Annotated in this window: 23 protein-coding genes and 2 pseudogenes; 18 read left to right on the top strand and 7 right to left on the bottom strand. The window is 41.8% G+C overall.

The window, feature by feature from the left end; genetic code table 11:
- The first annotated feature begins 59 nt into the window (after nucleotides 1-59).
- Nucleotides 60-1,466, top strand: a complete 1,407-nt coding sequence (gene lacG, locus AC4CS8_RS08645; RefSeq protein WP_461681756.1) for a 6-phospho-beta-galactosidase — start codon at nucleotides 60-62, stop codon at nucleotides 1,464-1,466.
- Nucleotides 1,467-1,530: 64 nt separating this feature from the next.
- Complete coding sequence (locus tag AC4CS8_RS08640; RefSeq protein WP_493892802.1) at nucleotides 1,531-2,424, top strand: aldose 1-epimerase family protein; 894 nt, start codon at nucleotides 1,531-1,533, stop codon at nucleotides 2,422-2,424.
- A 135-nt stretch (nucleotides 2,425-2,559) separates the two neighbouring features.
- On the opposite strand, the gene cadX is transcribed toward AC4CS8_RS08640, so the two are convergent.
- Together cadX and AC4CS8_RS08630 are read right to left on the bottom strand one after the other, a co-directional pair.
- Nucleotides 2,560-2,898, bottom strand: a complete 339-nt coding sequence (cadX, locus tag AC4CS8_RS08635; protein ID WP_493892801.1) for a Cd(II)/Zn(II)-sensing metalloregulatory transcriptional regulator CadX — start codon at nucleotides 2,896-2,898, stop codon at nucleotides 2,560-2,562.
- Nucleotides 2,899-2,909: 11 nt separating this feature from the next.
- A complete protein-coding gene (locus AC4CS8_RS08630) occupies nucleotides 2,910-3,524 on the bottom strand; it encodes a CadD family cadmium resistance transporter (protein ID WP_493892800.1) in 615 nt (204 codons plus the stop codon).
- A 28-nt stretch (nucleotides 3,525-3,552) separates the two neighbouring features.
- Between AC4CS8_RS08630 and AC4CS8_RS08625 the strand changes: the two are divergent.
- Nucleotides 3,553-3,777: pseudogene (locus tag AC4CS8_RS08625) on the top strand (FanG protein).
- Nucleotides 3,778-3,816: 39 nt separating this feature from the next.
- On the opposite strand, the gene rpmG reads toward AC4CS8_RS08625, so the two are convergent.
- Nucleotides 3,817-3,966 (bottom strand): 50S ribosomal protein L33, encoded by a 150-nt coding sequence (rpmG, locus tag AC4CS8_RS08620; RefSeq protein WP_002262412.1) that lies wholly within the window; start codon nucleotides 3,964-3,966, stop codon nucleotides 3,817-3,819.
- Between the two features lie 15 nt (nucleotides 3,967-3,981).
- Nucleotides 3,982-4,164, bottom strand: coding sequence for a 50S ribosomal protein L32 (rpmF, locus tag AC4CS8_RS08615; protein ID WP_002937589.1), 183 nt, complete (start codon nucleotides 4,162-4,164; stop codon nucleotides 3,982-3,984).
- Between the two features lie 275 nt (nucleotides 4,165-4,439).
- On the opposite strand from rpmF, the gene hisS reads away from it, so the two are divergent.
- On the top strand, nucleotides 4,440-5,720 hold the full coding sequence (gene hisS, locus AC4CS8_RS08610) for a histidine--tRNA ligase (protein WP_493892799.1): 1,281 nt from the start codon (nucleotides 4,440-4,442) through the stop codon (nucleotides 5,718-5,720).
- A 54-nt stretch (nucleotides 5,721-5,774) separates the two neighbouring features.
- Here hisS and AC4CS8_RS08605 read toward each other — a convergent pair whose 3' ends face one another.
- The gene (locus AC4CS8_RS08605) at nucleotides 5,775-6,527 is read right to left on the bottom strand and encodes a MurR/RpiR family transcriptional regulator (RefSeq protein WP_493892798.1); all 753 of its coding nucleotides are present in this window, start codon (nucleotides 6,525-6,527) and stop codon (nucleotides 5,775-5,777) included.
- Between the two features lie 114 nt (nucleotides 6,528-6,641).
- Between AC4CS8_RS08605 and pfkB the strand changes: the two genes are divergently transcribed.
- From pfkB to fni, 11 genes are all read left to right on the top strand, one after another.
- On the top strand, nucleotides 6,642-7,577 hold the full coding sequence (pfkB, locus tag AC4CS8_RS08600) for a 1-phosphofructokinase (protein WP_493892797.1): 936 nt from the start codon (nucleotides 6,642-6,644) through the stop codon (nucleotides 7,575-7,577).
- Nucleotides 7,574-8,968: a PTS fructose transporter subunit IIC gene (locus AC4CS8_RS08595; RefSeq protein ID WP_493892796.1), complete on the top strand. Its 1,395-nt coding sequence runs from the start codon at nucleotides 7,574-7,576 to the stop codon at nucleotides 8,966-8,968. Before pfkB ends, AC4CS8_RS08595 begins: the two co-directional genes overlap by 4 nt.
- 9 nt (nucleotides 8,969-8,977) lie before the next feature.
- Nucleotides 8,978-9,424: a fructose PTS transporter subunit IIA gene (locus AC4CS8_RS08590; protein WP_493892795.1), complete on the top strand. Its 447-nt coding sequence runs from the start codon at nucleotides 8,978-8,980 to the stop codon at nucleotides 9,422-9,424.
- 15 nt (nucleotides 9,425-9,439) lie between these two features.
- The gene (lacD, locus tag AC4CS8_RS08585) at nucleotides 9,440-10,420 is read left to right on the top strand and encodes a tagatose-bisphosphate aldolase (RefSeq protein ID WP_493892794.1); all 981 of its coding nucleotides are present in this window, start codon (nucleotides 9,440-9,442) and stop codon (nucleotides 10,418-10,420) included.
- Nucleotides 10,421-10,986: 566 nt separating this feature from the next.
- Nucleotides 10,987-13,638: a bifunctional acetaldehyde-CoA/alcohol dehydrogenase gene (gene adhE / locus AC4CS8_RS08580; RefSeq protein ID WP_493892793.1), complete on the top strand. Its 2,652-nt coding sequence runs from the start codon at nucleotides 10,987-10,989 to the stop codon at nucleotides 13,636-13,638.
- A 363-nt stretch (nucleotides 13,639-14,001) separates the two neighbouring features.
- Nucleotides 14,002-15,486: a threonine synthase gene (thrC, locus tag AC4CS8_RS08575; protein ID WP_493892792.1), complete on the top strand. Its 1,485-nt coding sequence runs from the start codon at nucleotides 14,002-14,004 to the stop codon at nucleotides 15,484-15,486.
- 42 nt (nucleotides 15,487-15,528) lie between these two features.
- On the top strand, nucleotides 15,529-16,794 hold the full coding sequence (locus tag AC4CS8_RS08570; RefSeq protein WP_493892791.1) for an MATE family efflux transporter: 1,266 nt from the start codon (nucleotides 15,529-15,531) through the stop codon (nucleotides 16,792-16,794).
- A 97-nt stretch (nucleotides 16,795-16,891) separates the two neighbouring features.
- Nucleotides 16,892-17,818, top strand: coding sequence for a mevalonate kinase (mvk, locus tag AC4CS8_RS08565; protein WP_493892790.1), 927 nt, complete (start codon nucleotides 16,892-16,894; stop codon nucleotides 17,816-17,818).
- Between the two features lies 1 nt (nucleotide 17,819).
- Nucleotides 17,820-18,845, top strand: a complete 1,026-nt coding sequence (mvaD, locus tag AC4CS8_RS08560) for a diphosphomevalonate decarboxylase (protein WP_493892789.1) — start codon at nucleotides 17,820-17,822, stop codon at nucleotides 18,843-18,845.
- A 1-nt stretch (nucleotide 18,846) separates the two neighbouring features.
- The gene (locus AC4CS8_RS08555) at nucleotides 18,847-19,923 is read left to right on the top strand and encodes a phosphomevalonate kinase (protein WP_493892788.1); all 1,077 of its coding nucleotides are present in this window, start codon (nucleotides 18,847-18,849) and stop codon (nucleotides 19,921-19,923) included.
- Nucleotides 19,924-19,936: 13 nt separating this feature from the next.
- Nucleotides 19,937-21,028: a type 2 isopentenyl-diphosphate Delta-isomerase gene (gene fni / locus AC4CS8_RS08550; protein ID WP_493892787.1), complete on the top strand. Its 1,092-nt coding sequence runs from the start codon at nucleotides 19,937-19,939 to the stop codon at nucleotides 21,026-21,028.
- A 33-nt stretch (nucleotides 21,029-21,061) separates the two neighbouring features.
- On the opposite strand, the gene AC4CS8_RS08545 is transcribed toward fni, so the two are convergent.
- Nucleotides 21,062-21,997, bottom strand: coding sequence for a LacI family DNA-binding transcriptional regulator (locus AC4CS8_RS08545; RefSeq protein ID WP_493892786.1), 936 nt, complete (start codon nucleotides 21,995-21,997; stop codon nucleotides 21,062-21,064).
- Nucleotides 21,998-22,052: 55 nt separating this feature from the next.
- On the bottom strand, nucleotides 22,053-22,856 hold the full coding sequence (locus tag AC4CS8_RS08540) for a Cof-type HAD-IIB family hydrolase (RefSeq protein WP_493892785.1): 804 nt from the start codon (nucleotides 22,854-22,856) through the stop codon (nucleotides 22,053-22,055).
- Between the two features lie 192 nt (nucleotides 22,857-23,048).
- Between AC4CS8_RS08540 and AC4CS8_RS08535 the strand changes: the two genes are divergently transcribed.
- The 3 genes and pseudogenes from AC4CS8_RS08535 to AC4CS8_RS08525 all read left to right on the top strand — a co-directional run bounded on the left by AC4CS8_RS08535 (nucleotide 23,049) and on the right by AC4CS8_RS08525 (nucleotide 25,977).
- A complete protein-coding gene (locus tag AC4CS8_RS08535; protein ID WP_493892784.1) occupies nucleotides 23,049-23,963 on the top strand; it encodes a magnesium transporter CorA family protein in 915 nt (304 codons plus the stop codon).
- Between the two features lie 138 nt (nucleotides 23,964-24,101).
- Nucleotides 24,102-24,919 (top strand): annotated as a pseudogene (locus tag AC4CS8_RS08530) (oxidoreductase).
- Nucleotides 24,920-25,005: 86 nt separating this feature from the next.
- Nucleotides 25,006-25,977 carry a helix-turn-helix transcriptional regulator gene (locus tag AC4CS8_RS08525; protein WP_493892783.1) on the top strand — a complete coding sequence of 324 codons (972 nt, stop codon included), beginning with the start codon at nucleotides 25,006-25,008 and terminating at the stop codon, nucleotides 25,975-25,977.
- Nucleotides 25,978-26,015 lie beyond the last annotated feature (38 nt).

The following is a 26,015-nucleotide window of genomic DNA, read 5'->3' as shown; positions in this document are numbered from 1 at the left end:
GGAGTTATCATCTCCAACTCCTACCCCTTTATTTATTTTTGATAGAAGAAGGTAGGCATATGGTTAAAACATTACCGAAAGATTTTATATTTGGTGGAGCAACTGCTGCATATCAAGCAGAGGGTGCTACACAGACGGATGGAAAAGGTCGTGTTGCGTGGGACAAGTATCTAGAAGATAATTACTGGTACACTGCGGAACCAGCTTCTGATTTTTATAATCGTTATCCAGTTGATTTAGAACTAAGTGAACAATTTGGGGTAAACGGTATTCGTATTTCAATTGCGTGGTCTCGTATTTTCCCAACAGGCTTTGGAGAAGTGAATCCAAAGGGAGTAGAGTATTACCATAAATTATTTGCGGAATGCCATAAACGTCACGTAGAACCATTTGTAACGCTTCACCATTTTGATACACCAGAAACGCTACATTCTAATGGTGACTTTCTGAATCGAGATAACATTGAACACTTCGTCAATTACGCAGCATTTTGCTTCAAAGAATTCCCTGAAGTTAATTACTGGACAACCTTTAATGAAATCGGTCCAATTGGTGATGGGCAATACCTAGTTGGGAAGTTCCCACCAGGGATTCAGTATGACTTAGCTAAGGTATTCCAATCTCACCACAATATGATGGTTTCACATGCCAAGGCAGTTAAGCTCTACAAGGATGCTGGTTATAGCGGAGAAATTGGAGTCGTACATGCATTGCCAACGAAATACCCTTATGATCCAACCAATCCAGAAGATGTCCGTGCAGCGGAACTTGAAGATATTATTCACAATAAATTTATCCTAGATGCAACATACTTGGGTTACTATTCAGAAAAGACCCTTGAAGGTGTTCGCCATATTCTGAAAGTAAATGGTGGGGAATTAGACCTTCGTGATGAAGACTTTGCTGCCTTAGATGCTGCAAAAGATTTGAACGACTTCTTGGGCATCAATTACTATATGAGTGATTGGATGAGAGCTCATGATGGAGAAACGGAAATCATCCATAATGGCAAAGGTGAAAAGGGAAGTTCTAAGTATCAAATCAAAGGAGTTGGTCGTAGAGAGTCCCCAGTTGATATTCCAAAAACGGACTGGGATTGGATTATCTATCCGCAAGGTCTTTATGACCAAATTATGCGTGTGAAAAATGACTATCCAAACTATAAGAAAATCTACATCACTGAAAATGGTCTAGGCTATAAAGATGAATTTGTAGATGGTACAGTCTATGACGATGGTCGAATTGATTATGTGAAAAAGCATTTAGAAGTGATTTCAGACGCTATCTCAGATGGTGCCAATGTTAAAGGGTATTTCATCTGGTCCTTGATGGATGTATTTTCTTGGTCAAATGGATACGAGAAACGATATGGATTGTTCTATGTTGACTTTGAGACCCAAGAACGCTATCCAAAGAAAAGTGCTTATTGGTATAAAAAAGTAGCAGAAACACAGGTTATTGAATAAAAATAATACAAGGATGCCTAGCTCAAGTTAGCATCCTTGTTTTCATATAAGGGAGGCAGTTTTTATGTTCGAATTAAAAAATGAGAACTTAACAGTACAATTTTCTGAATTAGGTGGGCAAATTACTTCAATAAAAGACAATGATGGTGTCGAGTATCTTTGGCAAGGAGATCCGATCTATTGGAGTGGTCAAGCACCAGTTCTATTTCCGATTTGTGGAAGTTTACGAAATGATTGGGCTATCTATGAACCTGCAGAAAGACCGACATTTACAGGCACAATTCCAAGGCATGGACTTGTGCGAAAAATGATGTTCAAAAATGTAAATAGTACAGAGAACTCTTTGGAATTTTCTATTTCATCAAACGAAGAAACCTTAAAAAATTACCCATTTGAATTTGAACTTTCCATTAACTACTCACTACTTGGCAATACAATTCGAACTGAATATCGGGTGAAAAACCTTGAGGGACATAGAAAGCTACCTTACTTTATTGGGGGTCACCCAGGTTTTAATTGTCCCTTGTTGGATGGTGAGAGTTATGAAGACTATTATTTAGAATTTGAAAAAGTAGAATCTTGTACAGTACCTAGAAGTTTTCCAGAAACTGGCTTACTTGATCTACGAGATCGCCGTCCATTCTTGGAAAATCAAAAGACCTTGGACTTGTCCTATCAACTGTTTGAGCACGATGCCATAACATTGGATCAATTAGCATCACGAAAGGTAACTTTGAAATCTAAAAATCATCAGAAGACTCTTTCGATTGCATTTGATGATTTTCCATATTTAGTGATTTGGTCAACTACAAATCAGAGTCCCTTTATCGCTTTAGAGCCATGGAACGGACTTTCTACATCACTGGAAGAATCTGACATATTCAATGCCAAACGAAATATTAGTTACGTTGCTCCAAAAGAAGTTGATAAAAAACATTTTGATATTATTATTGAGTAAATACCATAGTAAAGTAATTTAAATATTCTACGGAAAACACTCAAAAACCCCACTGACTTTAATTAGCCAGTGGGGTTTATTACTTATATAATCCCCCTATAATCATGGAAAAGTAGAAAGTAGTAAAAATAGTTGTTATCCTAGTTGATTAAAAAAATCTCTGATTTCCCCATCTTTTATAAAATAATATATAATTTTCCCCTCTCTTCTAGTGTCCAAGATGTTTTGATTGGCTAGTTTACGAAGATGGTGGGAGGCAGATGCCATACTGAGATTTAATAAACAGGCTATATCGCAGACACAGAGTTCTTCGATGGCAAGAAGATAAAAGATGATATTTATCTGTTTATTATCGGTAAATTTTGATAAAATACGAAGTGATTTTTGGACTTTTTCCTTTTCAAGGTAGTTCGTTGCGGTTGTAACTTTTTGTTGATTTATAACATCCACTTGACAGATACTATCTTTTTTCATAATTTTTTCTCCTAGCCTAATACAGCCCATAGCATGTCAAAACTGTTGTTTTCAATCAGGATATATATCCCCAATCCTAAATAAACGACGGCAATAAACCATCTGCTATATTTTTCCAAAGTTTCTCCAACAGAAGGGACTTGTGCCAATTTTTGGGCAGAAAAAACCAAGAGATAAATCATGACTAGAAAAGTAAGTAAAGTCACTATCAAATTCGCTAAATTTAAGGTGGTAAAATATGGGACAAAGACACCAATATTGTCAGCGCCACAACTTGCAAAAGTAATCATAGCGACTAGAAAAATCAGATTTTTATTATCTTTGCTCAAACCTTCTTTGGCAATAGCTTCTCCATCAGAATCTCCTAAAAGCAAAACTTTGAGGCCTAGGAAAATTGGAATCAAACCGAGCAAACCTAAAATCTCTTTACTAGGAATATAATCTAAGACAAATGCAAAAAGCAAACTTAGCAATATTAGACTAACAGAGCCTAGAAATTGTCCTAAATAGATGTTAATGATGTCTTTTCTGCTTTTTCTTTTGGCAAAAAATAACATTAGGATAATAAGTAAGTCTACGGCTGTCCCAGAATAAAGGATTATTGAAGTAACAACATTTTGAATCATAAAACACCTCATTCAAATATATTTTTGAATGAATTATAACATTAAACTTTGTAGATGTCAACTTCAGCTCCACCAAAATATAGATAAGAAGTTAGTGTACCAAATATAAAAAAGCCCTGCCATCCAAATGATAACAGGGCTTAACTTCAATATCCAAATGATATATTCATCTAAAAAAGGTAGAGTAAAAGGTAGAGTTCTTATTGATTTATATTGCAATGTAATGAACTTCAAAAATTCAAAAATCGCTTAAAATCAATGTTTTGACGTCTAATGACGTGTAGTGAACCCCTTACTTAACCTCAGTAAAAATAACGTGTTTACGCAATTTTGGTGAGTATTTTTTCAATTGAAGACGGTCTGGAGTGTTACGTTTGTTTTTTGAAGTAAGGTACAAACGCTCACCAGATTCTTTGTGTTCAAGTGTAATATTTACGCGCATGGTATCTCCCTTCTATTATTCAGCTGAAGCAGCCTTAGCGATTTTACGTCCTTTGTAGTATCCTTTCAAAGATACACGGTGAGAACGTGAGTAATCTCCAGTAGTTTCATCAAATTTCACAGTTGGAGCTGCTACTTTATAGTGAGTACGACGTTTGTTTTTCTTCGCTTTTGAAGTGCGACGTGCAGGTACTGCCATTTCTTTCTTCCTCCATTAAATGTCAGGGCCAAGCCCCTTTTAAATCAAAAATTTATCGTATGACTTTCGTCAACTTTAACAGTATAACAAAAGTTTTTTGTAAAGTAAAGTTACTTGACAGATTTTTTTTCTTTTTTTGTGAAAATGGTAGAGCTTTTATGGTAAAATAAGGAAGATTGCAAGGCTCGACGGGGAGAGTTGGACCTGCTATGACTTAATTTGGAAAGGAATGAGAGCAACTTCCAGTAATAGAAGTTGACTTTATACACTTCATTATGAAACTTCAAAAACCAAAAGGAACACAGGATTTACTACCGCAGGACACGGCCAAGTGGCAATACGTGGAAAACTTCGCCCGTAGTATTTTTAACCAGTACAATTACGCCGAGATTCGCACACCGATTTTCGAGCATTACGAGGTGATTAGCCGTTCGGTTGGTGATACCACGGACATCGTGACCAAGGAAATGTACGATTTCTACGACAAAGGTGAGCGCCATATTACTCTACGTCCAGAAGGGACGGCGCCTGTTGTTCGTTCTTACGTAGAAAACAAGCTCTTTGCCCCAGAAGTACAAAAACCAGCTAAGTTTTACTATATGGGCCCTATGTTCCGCTATGAGCGTCCGCAGGCAGGTCGTCTGCGCCAGTTCCACCAGATTGGTGTGGAGTGCTTTGGCTCCAGTAACCCAGCGACAGATGTGGAAACCATTGCCATGGCCTATCACTTTTTTGAAGAATTGGGTATCAAGGACATCCGCCTTCATCTAAATAGTTTGGGTAATCCAGAGAGTCGTGCAGCCTATCGTCAGGCCTTGATTGACTACCTGACACCGCTCAAGGATCAGCTGTCTAAGGATAGCCAGCGCCGCTTGGAAGAAAACCCCTTGCGCGTTTTGGACTCAAAAGAAAAAGAAGACAAGCTTGCAGTAGAAAACGCACCGTCTATCTTGGATTACTTGGATGAAGAAAGCACCGCCCACTTTGAAGCAGTTAAGTCAATGCTAGATAGTTTAGGTATTGCATACCAGATTGATACCAACATGGTGCGTGGTTTGGACTACTACAACCACACCATTTTTGAGTTTATGACAGAAGTGGGAGGCAACGACCTGACTATCTGTGCAGGCGGTCGCTACGACGGTCTGGTCTCCTACTTCGGTGGACCAGAAACTGCCGCATTTGGCTTTGGTATGGGAATTGAACGTCTGATTCTCGTCCTTGAAAAACAAGGAATCGAGCTTCCTCTTGATACTCAGTTAGATGTTTACATCGCTGTTTTGGGTCAGGAGGCCAATGGCGGAGCGCTAGAGTTAGTGCAAGCCTTACGCAAACAAGGCTTCCGAGCAGAGCGGGACTATCTTGACCGCAAGCTCAAGGCCCAGTTTAAGTCAGCGGACGTATTTGGAGCAAAAGTCCTGATTACGTTGGGTGGAAGCGAAATTGAGTCTGGACAAGTCGTAGTAAAAAATAACCAAACTCGCAGTCAAGTCGAAACAAGTTTGGAAACTCTCAAAACAGATTTTGCAAGTGTTTACCAATCAATCATCAGTTAAAATGAAAAGAAAAGGCCAACAAAGCCTTTTCTTTTTTATATCATCTAGAATTTGTCATTTGGTAGACAGACTAGCAGCATAAATGTCTAGTAGTAGCCGGGCAATGACGGATAAGGGAAGTCTTGAGTGTACCTCAAAATCTGGAAAATAGGATAATTCCGATTTAAAACCAAACAATTTATGCTCTGTGTATTGTGAGAGAGTTCCACTTTGATTGGCTGAGATAAGGATGGTAGGCACTGATTTCACAAGGCAGTTTTTGGCTGCCTCAATGAGTTCAACAGTTTCACCGTTTAATGAGATAAATAGGACAGCATCGTCAATAGATAGTCTTTGGCTAATGAGACGAATAATATTTGGGTCAGTGTATAGCTCACACCTCTTATCTAGAAGTTGCAGTTTGATCATCATTTCATTAGCTAAGAGTTCGGAGAAACCACGCGCAAAAATAATGACCCGTTTTGCATGCGTCAGACATTCTACCACATCTCCAATAGTAGAGACATCTAACATATTTAACGTTCTAGTAACTTCTTGATAACTTTTTAATATAGAGCGTTTTGTATCTCTTGTTAATTGATCATCTTCTAAGACGCTTAAATTATTTTGCTTATTGAAGCGTACATCATGTTTAAATTCAGTAAAACCAGAGTAGCCCTTTTTCTGTAGGGTTCTGGTGATTGTTGCATTGGAGACACTGGCTAATTCGCTCAATTCTGAAATAGTTAATTTAGAAATCTCGCTAAAATTATGTGTAATATACTGCCAAACAAACTCTTCTGTTTCTGTTAATTTTTGTTGTGCCATATTTACCTCTGAAAAGTTTTTCTAAATTGTTATAAAAATAGAAAACGTATCCAAAATAGAAGTGTTATGATAAGTATACAAAATAAAAATGGAAAACTCAATAGGAGGGAAGCTATGCCAGATGTTTATACTTGTACGATGAATTTAGCAATTGACCTTTTTATTGAAACAGATTCTCTGGAAGATGGAAAAGTAAACCGAACGATATCAGATGATATTCAAGCAAATGGAAAAGGCGTCAATGTTTCCTTGATTATGAAACGATTAGGAATCGACACAACAGCATTAGGATTCGCAGCAGGGTTTACAGGAAAATTCATTGCAGATACCTTGGCTTCTGAGATGATTGCGACAGATTTTGTAGAAGTAAATGGATTTACACGAATCAATGTTTTTACAAAGGTAAATGCTACAGGTGAAGAGTTCAAACAGGTTAATAAAGGACCGATAGTTGGACAAGCTGCCCAAGAACAGCTGTTAGAAAAAATTAGTCATTTACACTCAGGTGATTATTTGATTGTATCGGGGAGCCTTCCCCGCGGAGTAGAGCCAAGTATACTAGTAAAAATTGCACAAATTGCTCATAAAAATAAACTACATCTTGTCTATGATGTGAGTGACTCTGCTATATTGGACTGTCTTCCCTATCATCCCTACCTATTGAAACCCAATGAGGAAGAGATTGCAAAATGGTTTGGATGTGATTCAGTTAGTATCGATGAGGCTATTGATTATGCCAAAGACTTAATTCGCAGAGGGGCTCAACAAGTGTTGTTGTCCTTAGGAGGAGACGGAGCTGTCTTTATTGGAAATGATTTATCAGTTTATCGATGCCCCTCGCCTAAGGGAACGGTTGTTAATACAGCCTGTGCAGGAGATACCTTGTTAGGGACATTTCTTGTTGGTTTACTGAATGGTGAAAAAATAGAAAACGCCTTAGTAAAAAGTGTCGCAGCTGGCGCATCAACAGCTTTCCGTAGTGGAATTACAGATTTTAGTGATGTCGATCAATTACAGAAACAAATTATAATAAATGGAGGTTTATTATGACTCAATATAAACTGATTGCAGCAACGGGCTGTCCAACAGGAATTGCTCATACATTCATGGCGCAGGAAGCTTTAGAAAGGGCTGCTAGAGAAAAAGGTGTGACTATAAAAGTAGAAACACATGGACAAATTGGAGTAGAGAATGGATTAACTGCAGCGGAAATTGCAGCAGCTGATGCGGTGATTATCGCCGCAGATAAAGATGTTCATGCAGAACGTTTTGCTGGAAAACGTGTGATAGAAGTATCAGTCGCAGATGGGATAAAAAAAGCAGACCAATTGATTGAGGATGCTCTGGCTGGGAAGGGTCACATAAAAGGTGGTCACATAGAAGCTTCTCAAACAACTAGCGATACTGAGAGTTCAGAAAGTATCGGTCGTCAAATTTACAAACATTTGATGAATGGTGTCTCCCATATGCTTCCTTTTGTTGTAGCAGGTGGTGTCCTGATTGCGATTTCTTTCCTATTCGGAATTTATTCCTTTGATCCGGAGAGTGAACAGTACAATTGGTTTGCCGCCCTCTTGAAAAATGATATTGGTGGAGTGGCAATGGGCATGATGACACCAATTTTAGCAGCATTTATTGCTGAGTCAATTGCCAAACGTCCAGGTTTTGTAGCAGGATTGGTAGCAGGATTGATGGCATCAAATGGTGGTTCTGGCTTCCTCGGTGGGATTGTAGGTGGTTTTGTAGCAGGTTATATTGTACTTGCTCTTATGAAAGTATTTGAAGGCCTTCCTAAATCATTAGATGGCTTAAAGGCTATTTTCCTCTATCCAGTTTTTGGTGTGTTCTTTACAGGTTTGGTCATGGCTCTCGTTAATTCCCCAATGGCCTGGATTAATGAAAGCATGATGGCTTGGTTGGGCGCATTTGAACATGCAAATCCATTTGTACTGGGAGCGATTGTTGGTTGTATGTGTGCCTTTGATATGGGTGGACCTGTTAATAAGGCAGCTTATGTGACAGGAACTGCTCTCTTGTCTCAAGGAAATACAACATTTATGGCTGGTGTATCTGCAGCTTGTATCGTCCCACCGTTGACTACGTTTGTAGCTACTACAGTCTTTAGAAAATACTATAGTGATGACGATAGAAATGCCGGCCTAGCGAATCTGATTTTGGGTTCCACTCATATTACAGAGGGAGCCATTCCATTTGCGGCAAAAGACCCACTGCGTAACATTCCAACCCTCATGTTAGGTTCTTCTATCGGGGCTATCTTGACCTACTTGTGGAATGTTCAGGTACCTGCCCCACATGGAGGATTCTTAGTTCTACCAGTTGTGACACATGCTGTTATGTGGGTATTGGCTATCGCTATTGGTGCAGTTGTGTCAGGAGTACTGATGGGCTATATCCAAAAAATGAAAACAGAAAAGGCATAGGGGTTCATCATGATTCATCAATCTTTAATCGAAGTCGGACAAGTATTTACATCTCAGGACGCGGTATTTCAACACCTTTCTGAATTGATAGTCCATTTAGGTTATGCAACAAATAGCGAAGCTGTTTTTGCAGCCTTGAAACAACGAGAGTCTGAAGGAACAACAGGAATGATGGATGGTTTCGCAATTCCACATGCCAAGTGTTCTGCTATCCTGCGTCCAGGAGTAGCTATTTTAAAATTAGAGCAAGGGATAGAATGGCATTCTATGGATGGTGAGTTGATTCGCTACATCCTTGCTCTCTTTATTCCAGAGGATGAATCTGGAACAACTCATTTGAAATTATTATCTCAGATAGCAAGGTTGTTGATGAGAGAAGAGTTCAAGACAGCGTTTAAAGCGGCAGAAACACCATCAGAGTTAGAAGGTTTAATGAAACAAGCTTTAGAACTATAAGCTACGGAGGAAAACATGGCATTAACAGCACAAAAACGTCAGTACATGGACAGGTTGAGTGATGAAAATGGGATTATCTCAGCCCTGGCCTTTGACCAACGAGGGGCCTTGAAGCGGTTGATGGCGCAGCACCAGTCAGACGAGCCGACAGTCGCTCAGATGGAAGAATTGAAAGTATTGGTCGCAGAAGAGTTAACCCCCTACGCGTCTTCTATATTACTAGATCCGGAATACGGTCTTCCTGCAACAAATGTTCTTCATGAGCATGCTGGTCTTTTACTGGCTTATGAAAAGACCGGTTACGATACGACTACTACCACACGCTTGCCAGATTGTTTGAATGATTGGTCTGTTAAACGTCTGAAAGAAGCAGGAGCAGATGCTATTAAATTTCTAATTTACTACGATGTAGCTAGTGACGAGGAAGTCAACCGTCAAAAACAGGCCTATATTGAGCGTATTGGATCAGAGTGTGTAGCTGAAGATATTCCGTTCTATTTGGAAATTTTAGCTTACGATGAAACCATTTCAGATACAAGCAGCGTAGAATATGCTAAAGTGAAGCCAGATAAAGTCATAGGAGCGATGAAAGTCTTCTCAGCTGAGCGATTTGGAGTAGATGTTTTAAAGGTGGAGGTCCCGGTCAATATGGCATTCGTAGAAGGTTTTGGAACAGGTGAGATTGTCTATTCTCAGGCAGAAGCAGCCTCCTTCTTCAAGCAACAAGATGAAGCAACCCCGCTTCCTTATATTTACCTCAGTGCTGGAGTATCAGCAAAACTATTCCAAGACACCCTAGTCTTTGCCAAAGAGGCAGGTGCTAACTTTAATGGTGTCCTTTGTGGTCGGGCTACGTGGGCAGGTAGTGTTAAGGACTATATTGAAAAGGGAGAAGCCGCCGCTCGTGATTGGCTTCGAACAGTAGGCTTCCAAAATATTGATGAACTAAATAAGGTTCTGAAGGAAACCGCCACACCTTGGAGAGATAGAGTATAACTAGTGTGTCCTCCAATATTTGACAATGAGTCTACGATGAGAAGTCTACGAAAAATCACCGTTATTGGTGATTTTTTTATGGAGAAGGCAACAAGTTGCTTCCTCAGCTAAAATCTTGTTTATCCTTTTGGCTGTAGAATTTAGAATCGCTGTTCACAGGTTAACTCTGTCATCTAAGGCTAAATGATCAGCTAGTCATCGTTCGTTTTTCAATATAGAGTCAGTATGTCCGCCAAAACTGTTTTGATAAGCTAAAAACCATCTCTCACAATAAAACTACTTTTCGTATGAATACAGATTCCAGGCAATCGTCAAAAAATAGATCCCAAAATCAGGATAGATTCATATTTTCTTTGTGAAATTTCAAACAAAATTAAATTTAATTTCACAAAATCAGGGAGTAAAGCCTTATTTTTATGTAGTTTTTGAAAGAGGTTTCACAAATTCAAAAAATGATTTGTGAATCTTTTAACAAAATCCTTTACAAATCGGAAAAATAGGTGTATACTATATTTGTGAAAAAGTTAACAAATCTTGTTGACTAAAAAATATTTGGAGGAAATCCCATGGCTGATAAAAAAACAGTCTCACCAGAAGAAAAAGCATTGGCAGCTCAGAAACATGTTGATGAGTTGGTTCAAAAAGGATTAGTAGCCCTTGATGAATTCCGTAAACTCAATCAGGAGCAAGTTGACTACATCGTTGCAAAAGCATCTGTAGCAGCTTTAGATGCACACGGTATCTTGGCGGCACATGCAGTTGAAGAAACAGGTCGCGGTGTCTTTGAAGACAAAGCTACAAAAAACTTGTTTGCGTGTGAACACGTTGTGAACAACATGCGTGGAGTGAAAACAGTTGGTGTCATTGAAGACGATCCAATTACAGGTTTGACAAAAATTGCAGAACCAGTTGGTGTTATCTGCGGTGTTACTCCAACAACTAACCCAACTTCAACAGCAATCTTCAAATCATTGATTGCTCTTAAAACTCGTAACCCAATCGTATTTGGTTTCCACCCTTCTGCTCAAGAATCATCTGCACATGCAGCGCGTATCGTATATGAGGCTGCTGTAAAAGCAGGTGCTCCTGAGAACTGTATCCAATGGATTACTGAGCCATCTATTGCTGCAACAAATGCACTTATGAACCACGATGGTATCTCAACTATCTTGGCAACAGGTGGTAACGCAATGGTACGTGCAGCGTATTCATGTGGTAAACCAGCTCTCGGTGTTGGTGCTGGTAACGTTCCTGCTTATATCGAGAAATCAGCTGACATCCGTCAGGCTGCTCACGATATCGTAATGTCTAAATCATTTGACAACGGTATGGTATGTGCTTCTGAGCAAGCAGTCATCATTGACAAAGAAATTTACGATGAATTCGTTGAAGAATTTAAATCATACAAAACTTACTTTGTTAACAAAAAAGAAAAAGCACTCCTTGAAGAGTACTGCTTCGGTGTAAAAGCAAATAGCAAAAACTGTGCAGAAGGTAAACTGAATGCTGATATCGTTGGTAAACCAGCTGCATGGATTGCGGAACAAGCAGGCTTCAAAGTTCCAGAAGGAACAAATATCTTGGCTGCTGAATGTGCTGAAGTTGGACCAAATGAACCTCTTACTCGTGAAAAACTTTCTCCAGTTATCGCAGTCTTGAAGGCTGAGGATGTAGAAGATGGTCTTACAAAAGCACGTCAAATGGTCGAGTTCAACGGTCTTGGACACTCTGCTGCAATCCATACAAAAGATGAAGAGTTGGCGAAACGTTTCGGTACTGAAATGAAAGCTATGCGTATCATTTGGAACTCTCCATCAACATTTGGTGGTATCGGTGATGTTTACAATGCCTTCTTACCATCATTGACACTTGGATGTGGTTCTTATGGACGTAACTCAGTTGGTGATAACGTATCTGCTATCAACCTTCTTAACATCAAGAAAGTAGGGAAACGTAGAAATAATATGCAATGGTTTAAAGTTCCTTCAAAAATTTACTTCGAACGTAACTCTATTCAATACCTTCAAACAGCAGAAGGCCTTGAGCGCGTTATGATCGTAACAGACAAATCAATTGAACGTCTTGGTTTTGTACAACGCGTGATTGATCAATTGAATGCTCGTTCAAATCAAGTGACTATTCAAGTCTTCTCAGATGTTGAACCAGATCCAGATATCACAACTGTTGAACGTGGTGCTGAAGTAATGCGTGCCTTCCAGCCAGATACTATTATTGCACTCGGTGGTGGTTCACCAATGGACGCTGCTAAAGTAATGTGGCTCTTCTACGAGCAACCAGAAATCGACTTCCGTGACCTTGTTCAAAAATTCATGGATATCCGTAAACGTGCCTTCAAATTCCCTTCATTGGGTCAAAAAGCGAAATACATCGGTATTCCTACAACATCTGGTACAGGTTCAGAAGTAACACCATTTGCCGTTATTTCTGATAAGAAAAACAACCGTAAATACCCACTTGCTGACTATTCATTGACACCAACAATTGCAATTGTTGACCCAGCATTGGTAGAATCAGTTCCAGCGTTTATCGCAGCAGATACTGGTATGGACGTATTGACTCACGCAACAGAAGCATACACTTCTAACTTTGCGAATGATTACACTGATGGTATTGCCCTTCAAACAATTAAGTTGGTATTCCAATATCTTGAAAAATCTGTCTTGACTGGTGATCCAGAAGCACGTGAAAAAATCCACAACGCTTCTACAATGGCAGGTATGGCTTTTGCAAATGCCTTCTTGGGTATGAGCCACTCTATGGCCCATAAGATTGGTGGTCGCTTCCACACAGTTCATGGACGTACAAATGCAATCTTGTTGCCATACGTTATCCGTTACAATGGTACTCGTCCATCTAAAACAACTACATGGCCTAAGTACAACTACTGGAAAGCAGATGAAAAATTCCAAGACATCGCTCGCATGCTAGGCTTGCCTTGCTCAACTCCAGAAGAAGCTGTTGAAGCTTACGCGAAGGCAGTGTATGAATTGGGCGAAAAAGTTGGTATCAAGATGAACTTTAAAGATCAAGGTATCGATGAAAAAGAGTGGAAGAAATACACTCATGAATTGGCACTTCTTGCGTATGAAGATCAATGCTCACCTGCCAACCCACGTTTGCCAATGGTAGCTGACATGGAAGAAATCATGAATGATGCTTATTATGGTTACAAGGAGCGTCCAGGACGTTTGAAATAATCCTATTCCGTCGTCTTTCGTCGTTAGATTTCCTCAGTGAACTTTAGTTCTACCTTCGTCAATCTGCCTAGAAAGATTTAGGACTAGAATGATTCCAACAATAAATCTAACCTCGTTTAGAAAATCATTTCTTGATAATCAATGAGACGTCTACTTGTCTAGTTTGGCAACGAAATTGGAATTGCCTCCAAACTTCAAATAATGTCAGTCTACCGTAGGGTAGGCTGATATTTTTTCAGCATATCAATAAATGTGTAAAAGGTTTGTATATAGCTATTAATCTTTGACTTTTCTACCATATCTTGCCAATTTTCTGTCAATTTATGGTAGAATATAAAAAATAGATTTATTATGAGGGATACCATGACACTAGTTTATCAATCAACACGCGATGCTAAGAATACCGTTTCAGCTAGTCAGGCTATTTTACAGGGTCTAGCTACAGACGGAGGTTTGTTTACACCGATTTCTGTTCCAGCAGTTGACTTGGATTTTTCTGTTCTCAAAGACGCTTCTTATCAAGAAGTTGCAAAGTTAATCTTATCTGCTTTCTTAGACGATTTCACAGCTGATGAGCTAGACTACTGCATCAACAATGCCTACGATAGCAAGTTTGACACGCCAGTTATTGCTCCAGTTGTTAAGTTAAAAGGACAATACAACCTAGAACTCTTCCGTGGCTCAACCATTGCCTTCAAGGATATGGCTCTGTCTATCCTGCCTTACTTGATGACGACAGCTGCTAAAAAACATGGCTTGGAAAACGACATCGTCATCTTGACAGCGACTTCAGGCGATACAGGTAAAGCGGCGATGGCTGGTTTTGCAGATGTGCCGGGTACACAAATTATCGTCTTCTATCCTCGTGACGGTGTGTCTAAGGTGCAGGAATTGCAGATGACCACACAGACAGGTGCCAATACGCACGTGGTGGCTATTGACGGGAACTTTGACGATGCTCAAACCAATGTCAAGCACATGTTCAACGATGAGGCACTTCGTGCCAAGTTAGCAGCTAAGAAACTCCAATTCTCATCTGCTAACTCTATGAACATCGGACGTTTGGTGCCACAGATTGTCTACTATGTCTATGCCTACGCTCAGCTGGTTAAGACTGGTGAGATTGAAGCTGGTGACAAGGTCAACTTCACTGTTCCGACAGGGAACTTCGGCAATATCTTGGCAGCTTACTATGCTAAGCAGATTGGCCTGCCGGTTGGTAAGCTCATCTGTGCTTCAAATGACAACAATGTCTTGACCGACTTCTTTGCGACGGGTGTTTACGACAAGAAACGCACTTTCCGTGTGACCACCAGTCCGTCCATGGACATCTTGGTATCATCTAACTTGGAGCGGTTGATTTTCCACCTCTTTGGAAATGATGCTGTAAAGACTGCGGAACTGATGGAAGCCTTGAACACGGATGGTCAGTATGATATTCAAGGGGCTGACGCGGATATCTTATCATTCTTTGCTGCCGCCTTTGCGACAGAAGAAGAAACAGCTGCGGAAATCAAGCGTGTCTATGACGAGTCTGATTATATTGAAGATCCGCATACGGCTGTTGCCTCAGCTGTCTATAAACAGTATGTGGAGAAAACTGGTGATCAAACTCCGACAGTGATTGCTTCAACAGCTAGTCCGTACAAGTTCCCTGTTGTTGCAGTAGAAGCGGTAACAGGTTTGACAGGCTTGAGTGACTTTGAAGCCCTTGCTAAACTGCATGAAATTTCAGGTGTAGCCTTGCCACCAGCTGTAGATGGTTTGGAAACAGCACCTGTTCGCCACAATACAGTCGTTGCAGCGGCAGATATGCAGGTTGAAGTAGAACGTTATTTGGGTGTATAAAGATGAAAGAAGGGGCGTAAGCCCCTTTTGAATTGAGGAGATATGAAAGATACCTATAAAGATTTATTAAAAATTGCCTTGCCAGCTATGGCAGAGAATATGCTCCAAATGGTCATGGGGATGGTGGATTCTTACTTGGTGGCTTTTTTGGGATTGGTAGCCTTGTCAGGGGTATCCGTTGCGAATAATATTATGGCTGTTTATCAGGCAATTTTCATTGCCCTAGCAGCTGCGGTAGCCTCCCTCCTAGCACAGGCAGTTGGAAAAGGAGATGAGGAAGGAATTGGACACGCGACTAGTGAAGCTTTGAAATTGACGGTATTACTTGGTTTGGTTTTGGGCTTGTTTTCTCTATTTTTTGGCCAAGGTTTGCTGAGTTTGCTAGGTACGGAGTCAGCGGTTGCTCAGGCTGGTGGAGTTTACTTTGCCATAGTCGGAGGAGGGATTCTTTTTCTAGGATTGATGACTAGTCTAGGTGCCATTTTGCGAGCGACTGGTCGAACTCAACTTCCTATGTATATTAGCCTTTTGTCCAATTTTCTCAATGCGGTCCTGTCAGCTCTTGCGGTTTTTGTCTTAAATTGGGGAATTGTGGGAGTGGCAATTGGCACCGTTTTGGCTCGCGTAATTGCTTGCATCATTCTCTGGCAATCTTTGGGGATTTCCTTACCACCCCTATCTATTAAATTTGATAAGAAACTCGTTTCTTTAGCCCTACCTGCAACGGGAGAGCGAATCATGATGCGGGCAGGTGATGTGGTAGTTGTAGCTCTAATTACAGGATTGGGGACCGCTGTTTTAGCGGGAAATGCAATAGGTGAAACTCTAACCCAGTTCAACTATATGCCTGCTTTGGGAATGGCAACAGCTACCGTCATCCTAACGGCCAAGGCTCAGGGGCAGAGAAAAAAGATTGAGTTGATTCGAAAATCTAGTTTAGTCTTGACCATTTGCTTTATGTACGCTGTAGCTATTACTATCTATTTGTTAGGGCCTTACCTGATTGGTCTTTATACTTATGATACAGTGGCTAGCCAAGCTAGTATGACGGTCTTGACTTTCTCCTTACTAGGTGTACCATTCACAGCTGGGACCTTGATTTATACGGCTCTTTGGCAGGGATTGGGCAATGCCAAACTGCCTTTTTATGCGACTAGTTTTGGCATGTGGTGCGTGCGGATTCTAGTTGCCTATCTGTTGCTGACCTTCACGGGTGTGGGGTTTGCGGCCATTTGGATTGGGACAGTGCTGGACAATGTCTTTCGAGCCGGATTTCTGGCCTGGTGCTACGCGAGAGGACGAAACTAACGAAGTAGAACAGTTGACGGTGGTTGGCTGTTCTTTTTAATTTAATAATGAGTTGGAAAAATGGTATAATAATACTGATTGTATAAGGAGGCAAAGAATGCTTGCAGTTGGACGGTCAACAGGAAAGATTATTTTAATGGGAGAACATGCAGTGGTTTATGGCCAGCCGGCTATTGCCATGCCTTTTTCTGCGGTCGAGATTACGGCGACCGTCCGCCAGCAAGGCGATGCCCTTTCTGTGACCTGTGATTTCTATCAGGGACTGGTCCACCAAATGCCAAAGATTTGGGAGAGTCTCAAGCACGCTATTCGCTTCTCCCTCTACCGTATCGGTGCACCGACGGATCCTGCTATTCATATCGAGATTTCCTCCACCATTCCAGCGGAGCGAGGTATGGGGTCCAGTGCGGCAGTAGCCGTTGCGGTGGCGAGAGCCCTCTTTTCTTACTATGACAAGGACTTGAGCGACAGTGAACTTTGGGACATTGTCCAATCCTCTGAAAAGATTGCCCACGGCAACCCTTCAGGTATTGATGCGGCGACGACCAGTGGCAAGTCTCCAATTTACTTTATCAAGGGCCAGCCTATTGAGCCGATTGGGCTCAACCTCCATGCTTACTTGTTGGTAGCAGATACCGGAGTGACCGGCAATACCTTGGAAGCTATTCAAGATGTGGCGACCTTGTTGGAGGGAAAACCAGAGGTGGTACAGCTAGTGGAGCAACTGGGCTACCTGACCCTTCAAGCCAAAGATGATTTAGCCCATAATCGAGCAGAGCTTCTAGGAGAAAAGATGAACCAAGCTCATACCCTGCTGAAAGAATTAGGGGTGTCTGACCCTAGCCTAGACAAATTGGTCAGTCTTGCTCAAGCAGAAGGAGCTTTAGGTGCTAAGCTGACAGGAGGCGGTCGAGGAGGCTGCATGATTGCCCTGGTCAAGACAGAAAAAGAAGCTCAGGACCTAGCTAGCCAGTTAGAAGAAGCAGGAGCCAGCCAAACCTGGATACAATACTTAGGAGAATAAGATGACACAATCCGTAGGCATTGCGCGTGCCCATACCAATATTGCCCTGATTAAATATTGGGGAAAACGGGACAAGGAATTATTTTTACCCATGAATTCTAGCCTGTCTTTGACACTAGATGCTTTTTATACCGATACTAAGGTGGTCTTTGATGATGCTTTAGTAGCGGACGAGTTTGTTTTGAACGGTATTTTGCAATCTGAGAAAGAAATTTCAAAAATTTCTCGCTTTTTGGATTTATTTCGCGAATATATAGATGAGAGCAGATTTGCTCGCGTAGAGAGTTTGAATTTCGTGCCGACTGCGGCTGGTTTGGCTAGTTCTGCCTCAGCCTTTGCGGCGCTAGCATTGGCGGCAACCACAGCCCTAAACCTCGACCTATCTAGAGAAGAACTGTCTACCTTTGCTCGCCGTGGATCAGGCTCTAGCACTCGTAGCCTCTTTGGTGGTTTTGTCGAGTGGGACATGGGGACAGGGTCCGAGGATTCGGTGGCGCGACCTGTTGATGATGCTGACTGGGATATCGGGATGTTGGTCTTAGCTGTCAATACAGGGCAGAAGAAGATTGCCAGTCGTGAGGGAATGGACCACACGGTTGCAACCTCTCCCTTCTACCCAGCCTGGGTAGAAAGCAGTAAAGTCGACTTACAAGCCATAAAAGTAGCGATTGCAGAACAAGACTTTGACAAACTTGGTCAGATTGCAGAGCACAACGGCATGAAGATGCATGCGACTACCCTGTCTGCCAATCCTCCCTTTACTTATTGGTCAGCAGAGAGCTTAGTGGCTCAAGAAGCTGTTCGTCAGGTACGTGAGGAAACGGGCTTGTCAGCTTATATGACTATGGATGCAGGACCAAATGTCAAGGTCCTCTGCCGTGCCAGTCAAATGAAAGAATTAACGGAAGCTCTCGGAAGATATTTCTCGGTAGATAAGATTATTGCCAGTCGTCCAGGGCAGGCAGCCTATGTATTGACGGAAGTTGACTGGCTGGCTTCGCAAGCTGCTTTCAAGGAAAGGAAGTAAGATGACTGTTCAAGTAAAGGTTCCTGGGAAACTCTATCTGGCAGGGGAGTATGCTGTTGTAGAAGCGGGCTATCCTGCTGTGATTGCGGCGGTTGACCAGTATTTGACGGTGACCGTTTCACCTGCTCAGACAGGTAGTGTTTGGTCTAGTCAGCAGGAAGACCTGACAGTCTTGTGGGAGCGAAAAGATAATCTAATCACCCCTCAGCACTCTCATCCATACCAGTTGGTTTTCAGTGCCATGCAGCTGGCAGAAGACTATCTGCGTGCCTTAGGCACAGTACCGCAGGATACCTATGCAGTGACTATTCACTCTGATTTGGATGATGGCTCAAGTGGGACTAAGTACGGCCTAGGTTCTTCTGGGGCAGTTACGGTCGCGGTGATTCGTGCGGTGTTGTCCTACTATCATCAGACTTGGGCACCTCTCTTGGTTTACAAATTAGCTGTTTTAGCCCAGCTTTCTTTGAAAATGACAGGTTCCTTTGGAGATGTGGCTGCATCTAGTTTCGGTGGTTTGATTGCCTATTATTCGGTTGATCGTTCTTGGCTTTCTGGGAAAATAGCAGAGCAGCCTCTTTTAGAAGTGCTAGAGGCAGATTGGCAGGGGCTAGCTATCCAGTCTCTACAGTTACCGCAGAGCTTAGAATTACTGGTAGGCTGGACAGGAAAAGCTGCTTCGACAGATAAATTGGTTCAAGAAGCGACGGATAAAAAAAGCCAGTCTGATAAGGAAAAGCTGCATCGTGATTTTCTAGTCGCCAGCCGAACTTGCGTAGAAAGCATGATATCAGGCTGTCAGACAGGAGCTGCTACGGTCGTTGAACAAGCGATTCAAATCAATCGCGACCTGCTCCAAAACTTTGCAAGTGGAATGGGAATGGTTATCGAAACGGCTAAACTAACCCAACTCTGTCAGCTAGCCTTAGACCAAGGAGCTGTTGCCAAGTCTTCAGGAGCAGGTGGAGGAGATTGTGGGATTTGTTTGGTACGGTCTCAGGAGCAAAAACAAGCTATTCAATTAGCTTGGCAAGAAGTTGGTATTCAGCCTCTACCTTTAACAATTGCCTACTTATGAATAAGGAGAAATCATGATTCAATATGATTATTATGGTCTGAATCGAAAAGATCAGCACGTAGGTTTAGCAAACCAACAATTCCGTCCAGAGTCGTCTATCGATTTTGAACAAACCCGATTTGTACATCACTCTCTTCCAGAAATGAAAACAGATGATGTGAACCTATCAAACCATGTTGCAGGTTTGGATTTTCAGTTTCCTTTCTTCATCAATGCCATGACTGGTGGAAGCAAAAAGACGAGAGAAATCAATCGTCTTTTGGGAATTATGGGCCATTTTGGAAAGATTGCCTTGGCTTCTGGCTCAGTTAGTGCAGCTATCAAGGATCCGTCTGTTGCGGAAACCTTCTCTGTTATGCGTCGGGAAAATCCTAATGGTATCATTTTTGCTAATCTAGGCGCCCATCATGGAGTTGACAATGCCAAACGAGCGGTGGACTTATTGGAGGCTAACGCTATTCAAATTCATGTCAATGCTCCACAGGAAATTGTCATGCCTGAGGGTGACCGTGATTTTACCATGTGGTTGAAAAACATTGAAACCTTGGTGCGTGAGATGGAAGTGCCTGTCATTGTCAAAGAGGTTGGTTTCGGAATGAGTCGTGAAACGGTTGCCCAGTTGGCTTCTGTCGGTGTGAAAACTGTCGATGTGTCTGGAACTGGGGGAACTGATTTCGCCAAGATTGAAAATGCTCGCCGGACCTTTAATGACTACACTTATCTGGAAGGTTGGGGGCAGTCTACGGTGACATCTTTGGTAGAGGCCATGACTGTTTCTGAGGATATTCGTCCTAGTCTGATCGCTTCTGGTGGAATTAAGACGCCGCTTGATATTGTTAAGTCACTATCTCTAGGGGCAGACTTGGTTGGTATGTCTAACTATTTCCTCCAGTATGTCAAGGATGGTAAGGGGCATCGTTTTAATGACGGCTTACAGGCTATCAAGACTATCCAGTGGCAGATGGTAGAAATCATGACCATGTTGGGTGCGAAAAATATTGCAGAACTCCGTAAAAAAGATTTGATCTTAGCACCGAACGTGCAGAACTGGTGTGAAGCAAGAAATATTGACTGGAAGGCTTATGCCAATCGGTCAGCTAGATAAAGAAATGCAAAAAGTGGTCGGGAAGACCACTTTTTAGTTGCGTTTAGAAAGAAATTTAGAGGGAAGACGAACGGATTTTGGCTCTGTTGCAATGGCTGCATCAAAGGCAAGTTTTCCCAGCTGATAGGAATGGTTATCGATGCTCGGGATATTCAGTAGTTGTCCAGATAACTGGCTGCTCTGACTGACAACTAGTGGTGGTTTACTCCCACTCTTTCTGTAACACTCCAACAAACCAACTGCCAAATCATCACTATTGGATACGATACAGTCTAAATCCGTCTGTCCACGCAGTTTTTCAAACACACTTTCAGCATCCTCATACCGCATCAGGCCTCCGTAAGTGGTATAGTTCACGCCTTTGAAAGTGTCTTCGAAGACTGCCATAGTTTCTCGATAGGTCGGACTGATCGGGCTGTTTCGGGAAAATAGCAGAGCTACTTTCTGGGGATTTTTCTTGCGGATCCAGTTGAAGAGGGCGAGGTAGCCTGGTCTGCGATTAATTGAAATAGAAACTAAGTCAGCTGATGTGGTTTCTTCCATACAGACAATTGTTCCGTACTTACGATAACTGGAAATCAGTTCTATATCCATAGCTCGTGAAGTGAAGATGAGGGCATCAAAAGCCTTGGCACGAAATTGCTCCAGATAGGCTTGCTCTGAGGTTAAACTATAATCAGAAGGCAAAAAGACCAACTGATAATGACTTTCCAAGGCAGCATCTAGCAGTCCTTGAATTAACTCAGTAAAATAGGTGTGGCGGACATGGGGCACCACGACACCAATTTTTCGACTATGACCGCTACTCAAATCTCTAGCGATTTGATTGGGACTGTAGTCCAGTTCCTTGACAATGGTCGCAATCTTTTCAGCGGCTTCTTGGGAAACATAGCCCGACTGGTTGAGAAAGCGTGAAACGGTTGAAATGGAATAGCCAGCTTGTTTGGCGATGTCGCGAATGGATACCATAAAAACTCCTTTCTTCCACTATACCAAAATAGGTCAGCCCTTGACAAGTTTGGACTTATAAGAGGAAGGTGTGAATGCCCTGGCCAACGCCGTCTTCATCATTGGACTTGGTGATTAGGTCGGCACGGTCCTTGATGTCCTGGCTGGCATTGTCCATGGCAATGGCTACTCCAACCCGCTCAAACATAGGCAGGTCATTGTGCCCATCGCCGAAGGCGGCCAGGTGTTTAGGAGTGAGATTTTCTTCCTTGATAACATAATCAATTCCAGCAGATTTTTTTGCTTTTTTGTGGGTGATTTCCAGATAGAAGTCGCCAGATTGCTGGATAGATACATTTGGCAGGTCCAGTTCTTCTAGTCTAGCTTTTAGGAACTGCATTTCCTTGCCGTCAAATGTAATCAGCATGATTTTGAAAATGGTGGTTTTGGCTTTGACATACTGGTCTTCACCGATAAGGGTTGGTGCCTGTCTGGTCAGCTGTTGCTCGTAGTCAATGCCTGCGTCCATTTTGTAGGTGTACCAATTTTCCAGGTCATAGTAGGACTGGCTCAGGTGGGGAAAATGCTGGTTGATAAAGCGGACCAGGTAAGTGGCATCAGTTTTTTCCAAAGCCTGCTGGTGCAAAACCTGAATCCCCTGCTGGTCGTAGCGGTAAATCAAGCCACCGTTGAAGCCAATCTGGGTGCCGGTCAGGCCTAGCTTGTCAATGGCCTCCTTCATCTCCATAGGGGCACGTGCGGAAACGAGAGTGAGGGGAATCCCAGCCTGAGCAATGAGATCGGCGTTGCTGTCGGTCAGCCTGCCGCGGCTGTTCAAAAGTGTCCCGTCCATGTCTGAAAAAATGCGTGTGATCTTCATAAAAATATCCTCCAAATCTTGTTTTTCTAGAGTATATCTTGTGGAACGCGTTCCATGTCAAGAGGTTTTTGGAAAAAAGTATAAAATGTGATGGGAGTGTATATACTCATACTTATCAATATTGGAAGAGCCTTGTCAAATCCTCTTCCTTGGACTATAATACTTAAGATGATTTGATGGAGGAGGGAAATCATGATTGAAAAACGTTTTGGTTTAGAAAATGAACTCAGCTGGATTATTGTGGATTCGGACAAGGGGCGTATCGACCAGACAATCATGGAGGATTACCATTTAGATAGTGAATTGATGTCGTACGCCTTGGATAAAAATGAGCGAGCTCACCTAGAGTACGATACAGCAAATGATCGTCTATTGCTTATTTTTAACTTGCTTGACCCTATTAAAGAAGACAATCACTATGAAACGATTCCGATGACCTTTATTGTTCAACAGCAGCAGTTGATTACGATTGTCAATGATAAAAATGCTTATTTAGTGAAAAAGTTAGAGGTTTATCTGGCGACACATTCGTTAGTCAGTTGCCATCAGTTTCTATTTGCAGCTCTGACTTTAGCTATCAAGGAGTATTTCCCGATTTTAGACCAACTAGATCGAGAGAAAGACTCTCTCAATGCTAAATTGAGAAAAAAGACGACCAAGTCTTCCTTATTGGAATTGTCCGACTTAGAAACTGGTTTGGTTTATTTGCTAACGGCAGCCAATCAAAATGTTCTCTTGTTAGAGCAATTGCGCAATCATCCTAGCATCCAAAAATTAGGCGGCATAGAGCTGGAAGAGTTGGAAGATGCCTTGGTTGAGGCGCGTCAATTAGCTGCGATGACCCAGCTAGACTCTCAAATTTTACAACAACTTTCAGGTGCTTACAATAATATCTTGAACAATAATCTGAATGATAATCTGACGATTTTGACCATTATTTCAATCTTATTGGCAGTAGTTTCGGTCATTACAGGTTTCTTTGGGATGAATGTTCCGCTTCCTTGGACGGATCAACCTGATGCTTGGATTTGGGTGATTATCTTGTCGGGTATTTTGTGGATTGTCTTGGCTCAGTTATTGAAACTCATTATGGGTAGAAGAGGGTGAAATGATATTTTATACAAACTCGCGAAAGCGAGTTTTTTGTGGCGTAAAATGACAAAATCTTGGCACCAATTGTCATCGTGTGAAATGATAAATTATTTTATAATAGATTCATCAAATGAAGTAAATGAGGTTTAAAATATGTCAAACAAAAAAGTTATTCTAGTTACAGGTGCATCGTCAGGTATGGGAAAATTATCTGCACAGGATTTGATTAAAGCTGGTCACATTGTTTACTGTGTGGCGCGTAGTGTAGACAAAATGAAAGACTTGGAGCAGCTTGGCGGTCATGTCTTGAAAATGGACGTGACCAATGAAGCAGACATCGAAGCAGTTGTGAAACAAATCATTGCGGAGCAAGGTCGTATCGATGTCCTTTGGAACAATGCTGGCTATGGACTTTACGGACCAGTAGAAGAATTGTCAATGGACAAGGTACAACAACAGTTTGAAGTCAACGTTTACGGTGTCGCTCGTTTGACACAAAAGTCTTGCCCTACATGCGTGAAAAACGTGAGGGTTTGATTATCAATACATCCTCAATGGGTGGAAAAATCTACACACCACTTGGGGCTTGGTACCATGCTAGTAAACACGCTATCGAAGGCTACAGTGACTGCTTGCGTATCGAATTGAAAGAATTCAATATCAATGTGGTTGTTCTGGAACCAGGCATTATCAACACAGGTTTCAACCAAGGTGTTCGTGATAACTTCTCCTTTGAATCTAAAAACGGTCCTTACAAGACAGTCGTTAATGCTTATATGAAAGCCATGGACAACCCACCAATGAAGGGGTCAGATCCAAAAGTAATCTCAAATACGGTTCAAAAAATCATCAATGCTCGCCGTCCTAAAACACGTTACATGGTCGGTCAAGGAGCACGCTTCCTAGTCGGTCTTCGTCGGATTTTCGGTGACCGTGCCTATGATGCATTGATGCTTAGTCAAATGAGATAAAGAGAGACAGACTGTCCTCTTTTTAGACAAGCTGTGACGGATTTTTCCTAATTTGGTAAAATTGTTTTAGAAAGAAGAGAAAGGAAATGAAACTCACCATTACCAACCAATTTCAAGAATTTTTGAAAAGTATCGGAGCAGACATTACTGTCCTCTTACAGCGGGCAGAAGTGCCTAATAAGCTTTGGCAGGAAGAAATTAGTCTGACCACACTCGAATACCATCGTCTGTTGCAGGAATTTGACCAAGTCATGTCTGAGGAAAATATCCGCGCTCTCAGCCAAATTTCACAGATTCAGATGTTTGTACCAGCCTTCTTTGCAGCTCTTTCTTCTCCACATGGACTGGAGGCCTTGGAACGCTTTTCCCGTTTCAAGAAGATTGTCGGTCCGATTGAAGTGGATATTATAGAGGCAGAAAGGACCGTGTCAATCACCTATAAATTCGTCCATGCCAATATGGACTTGCCTAAGTTTTCAGTTCTCAATGAACAGCTGCTGCTTCTCAATCTGATTCGGACAGGGGTTGGCGAGCGTATTGTGCCACTAGTGGTAGAAAGTCCTTTCGAATATGATGAAGAAACCGTGGGAGAATTTGGTTTGCCTGTTCAAAAAGGGGAGAGCAACCTCTTGGTTTTTGATAAGGCTGGTTTACAGAAGCCTTTCCTGACGCAAAACAACATCATGTGGCAATACCTGGAAACTGAACTCAATCAACACCTTGCTCAACAAGTGAGAGAGCAGAGTTTTGCTGGTTATGTCCAACAGGAACTCTATTTCGCGATTCCAAGTAGCTTCTTCTCGGTGGAGGACATTGCTCATCGATTAGGCGTAAGTGTTCGGACGCTTCAACGGAACCTTTCTGCAGAAAATACCAGCTTTAAACAAGAACTACGAGTTGTTCAGAAGGCTATGGCTTTCTCTTATCTCAAGATGAAACTACCAACAGAGGAAATTTCTAGCCTGATTGGCTACAGTGAGGTAAATGCCTTCAGTCGTGCTTTTAAAAATTGGACAGGCATGACTGTGACAGAGTATAAGAAACAACAAGGGTTGTAATTAAATCGTTGACAGCTAACACCATAAAACATCCGAGT

The organism is Streptococcus sp. NSSLK0004, assembly GCF_059039125.1.
This window is presented reverse-complemented; position numbering and strand designations above follow the sequence as displayed.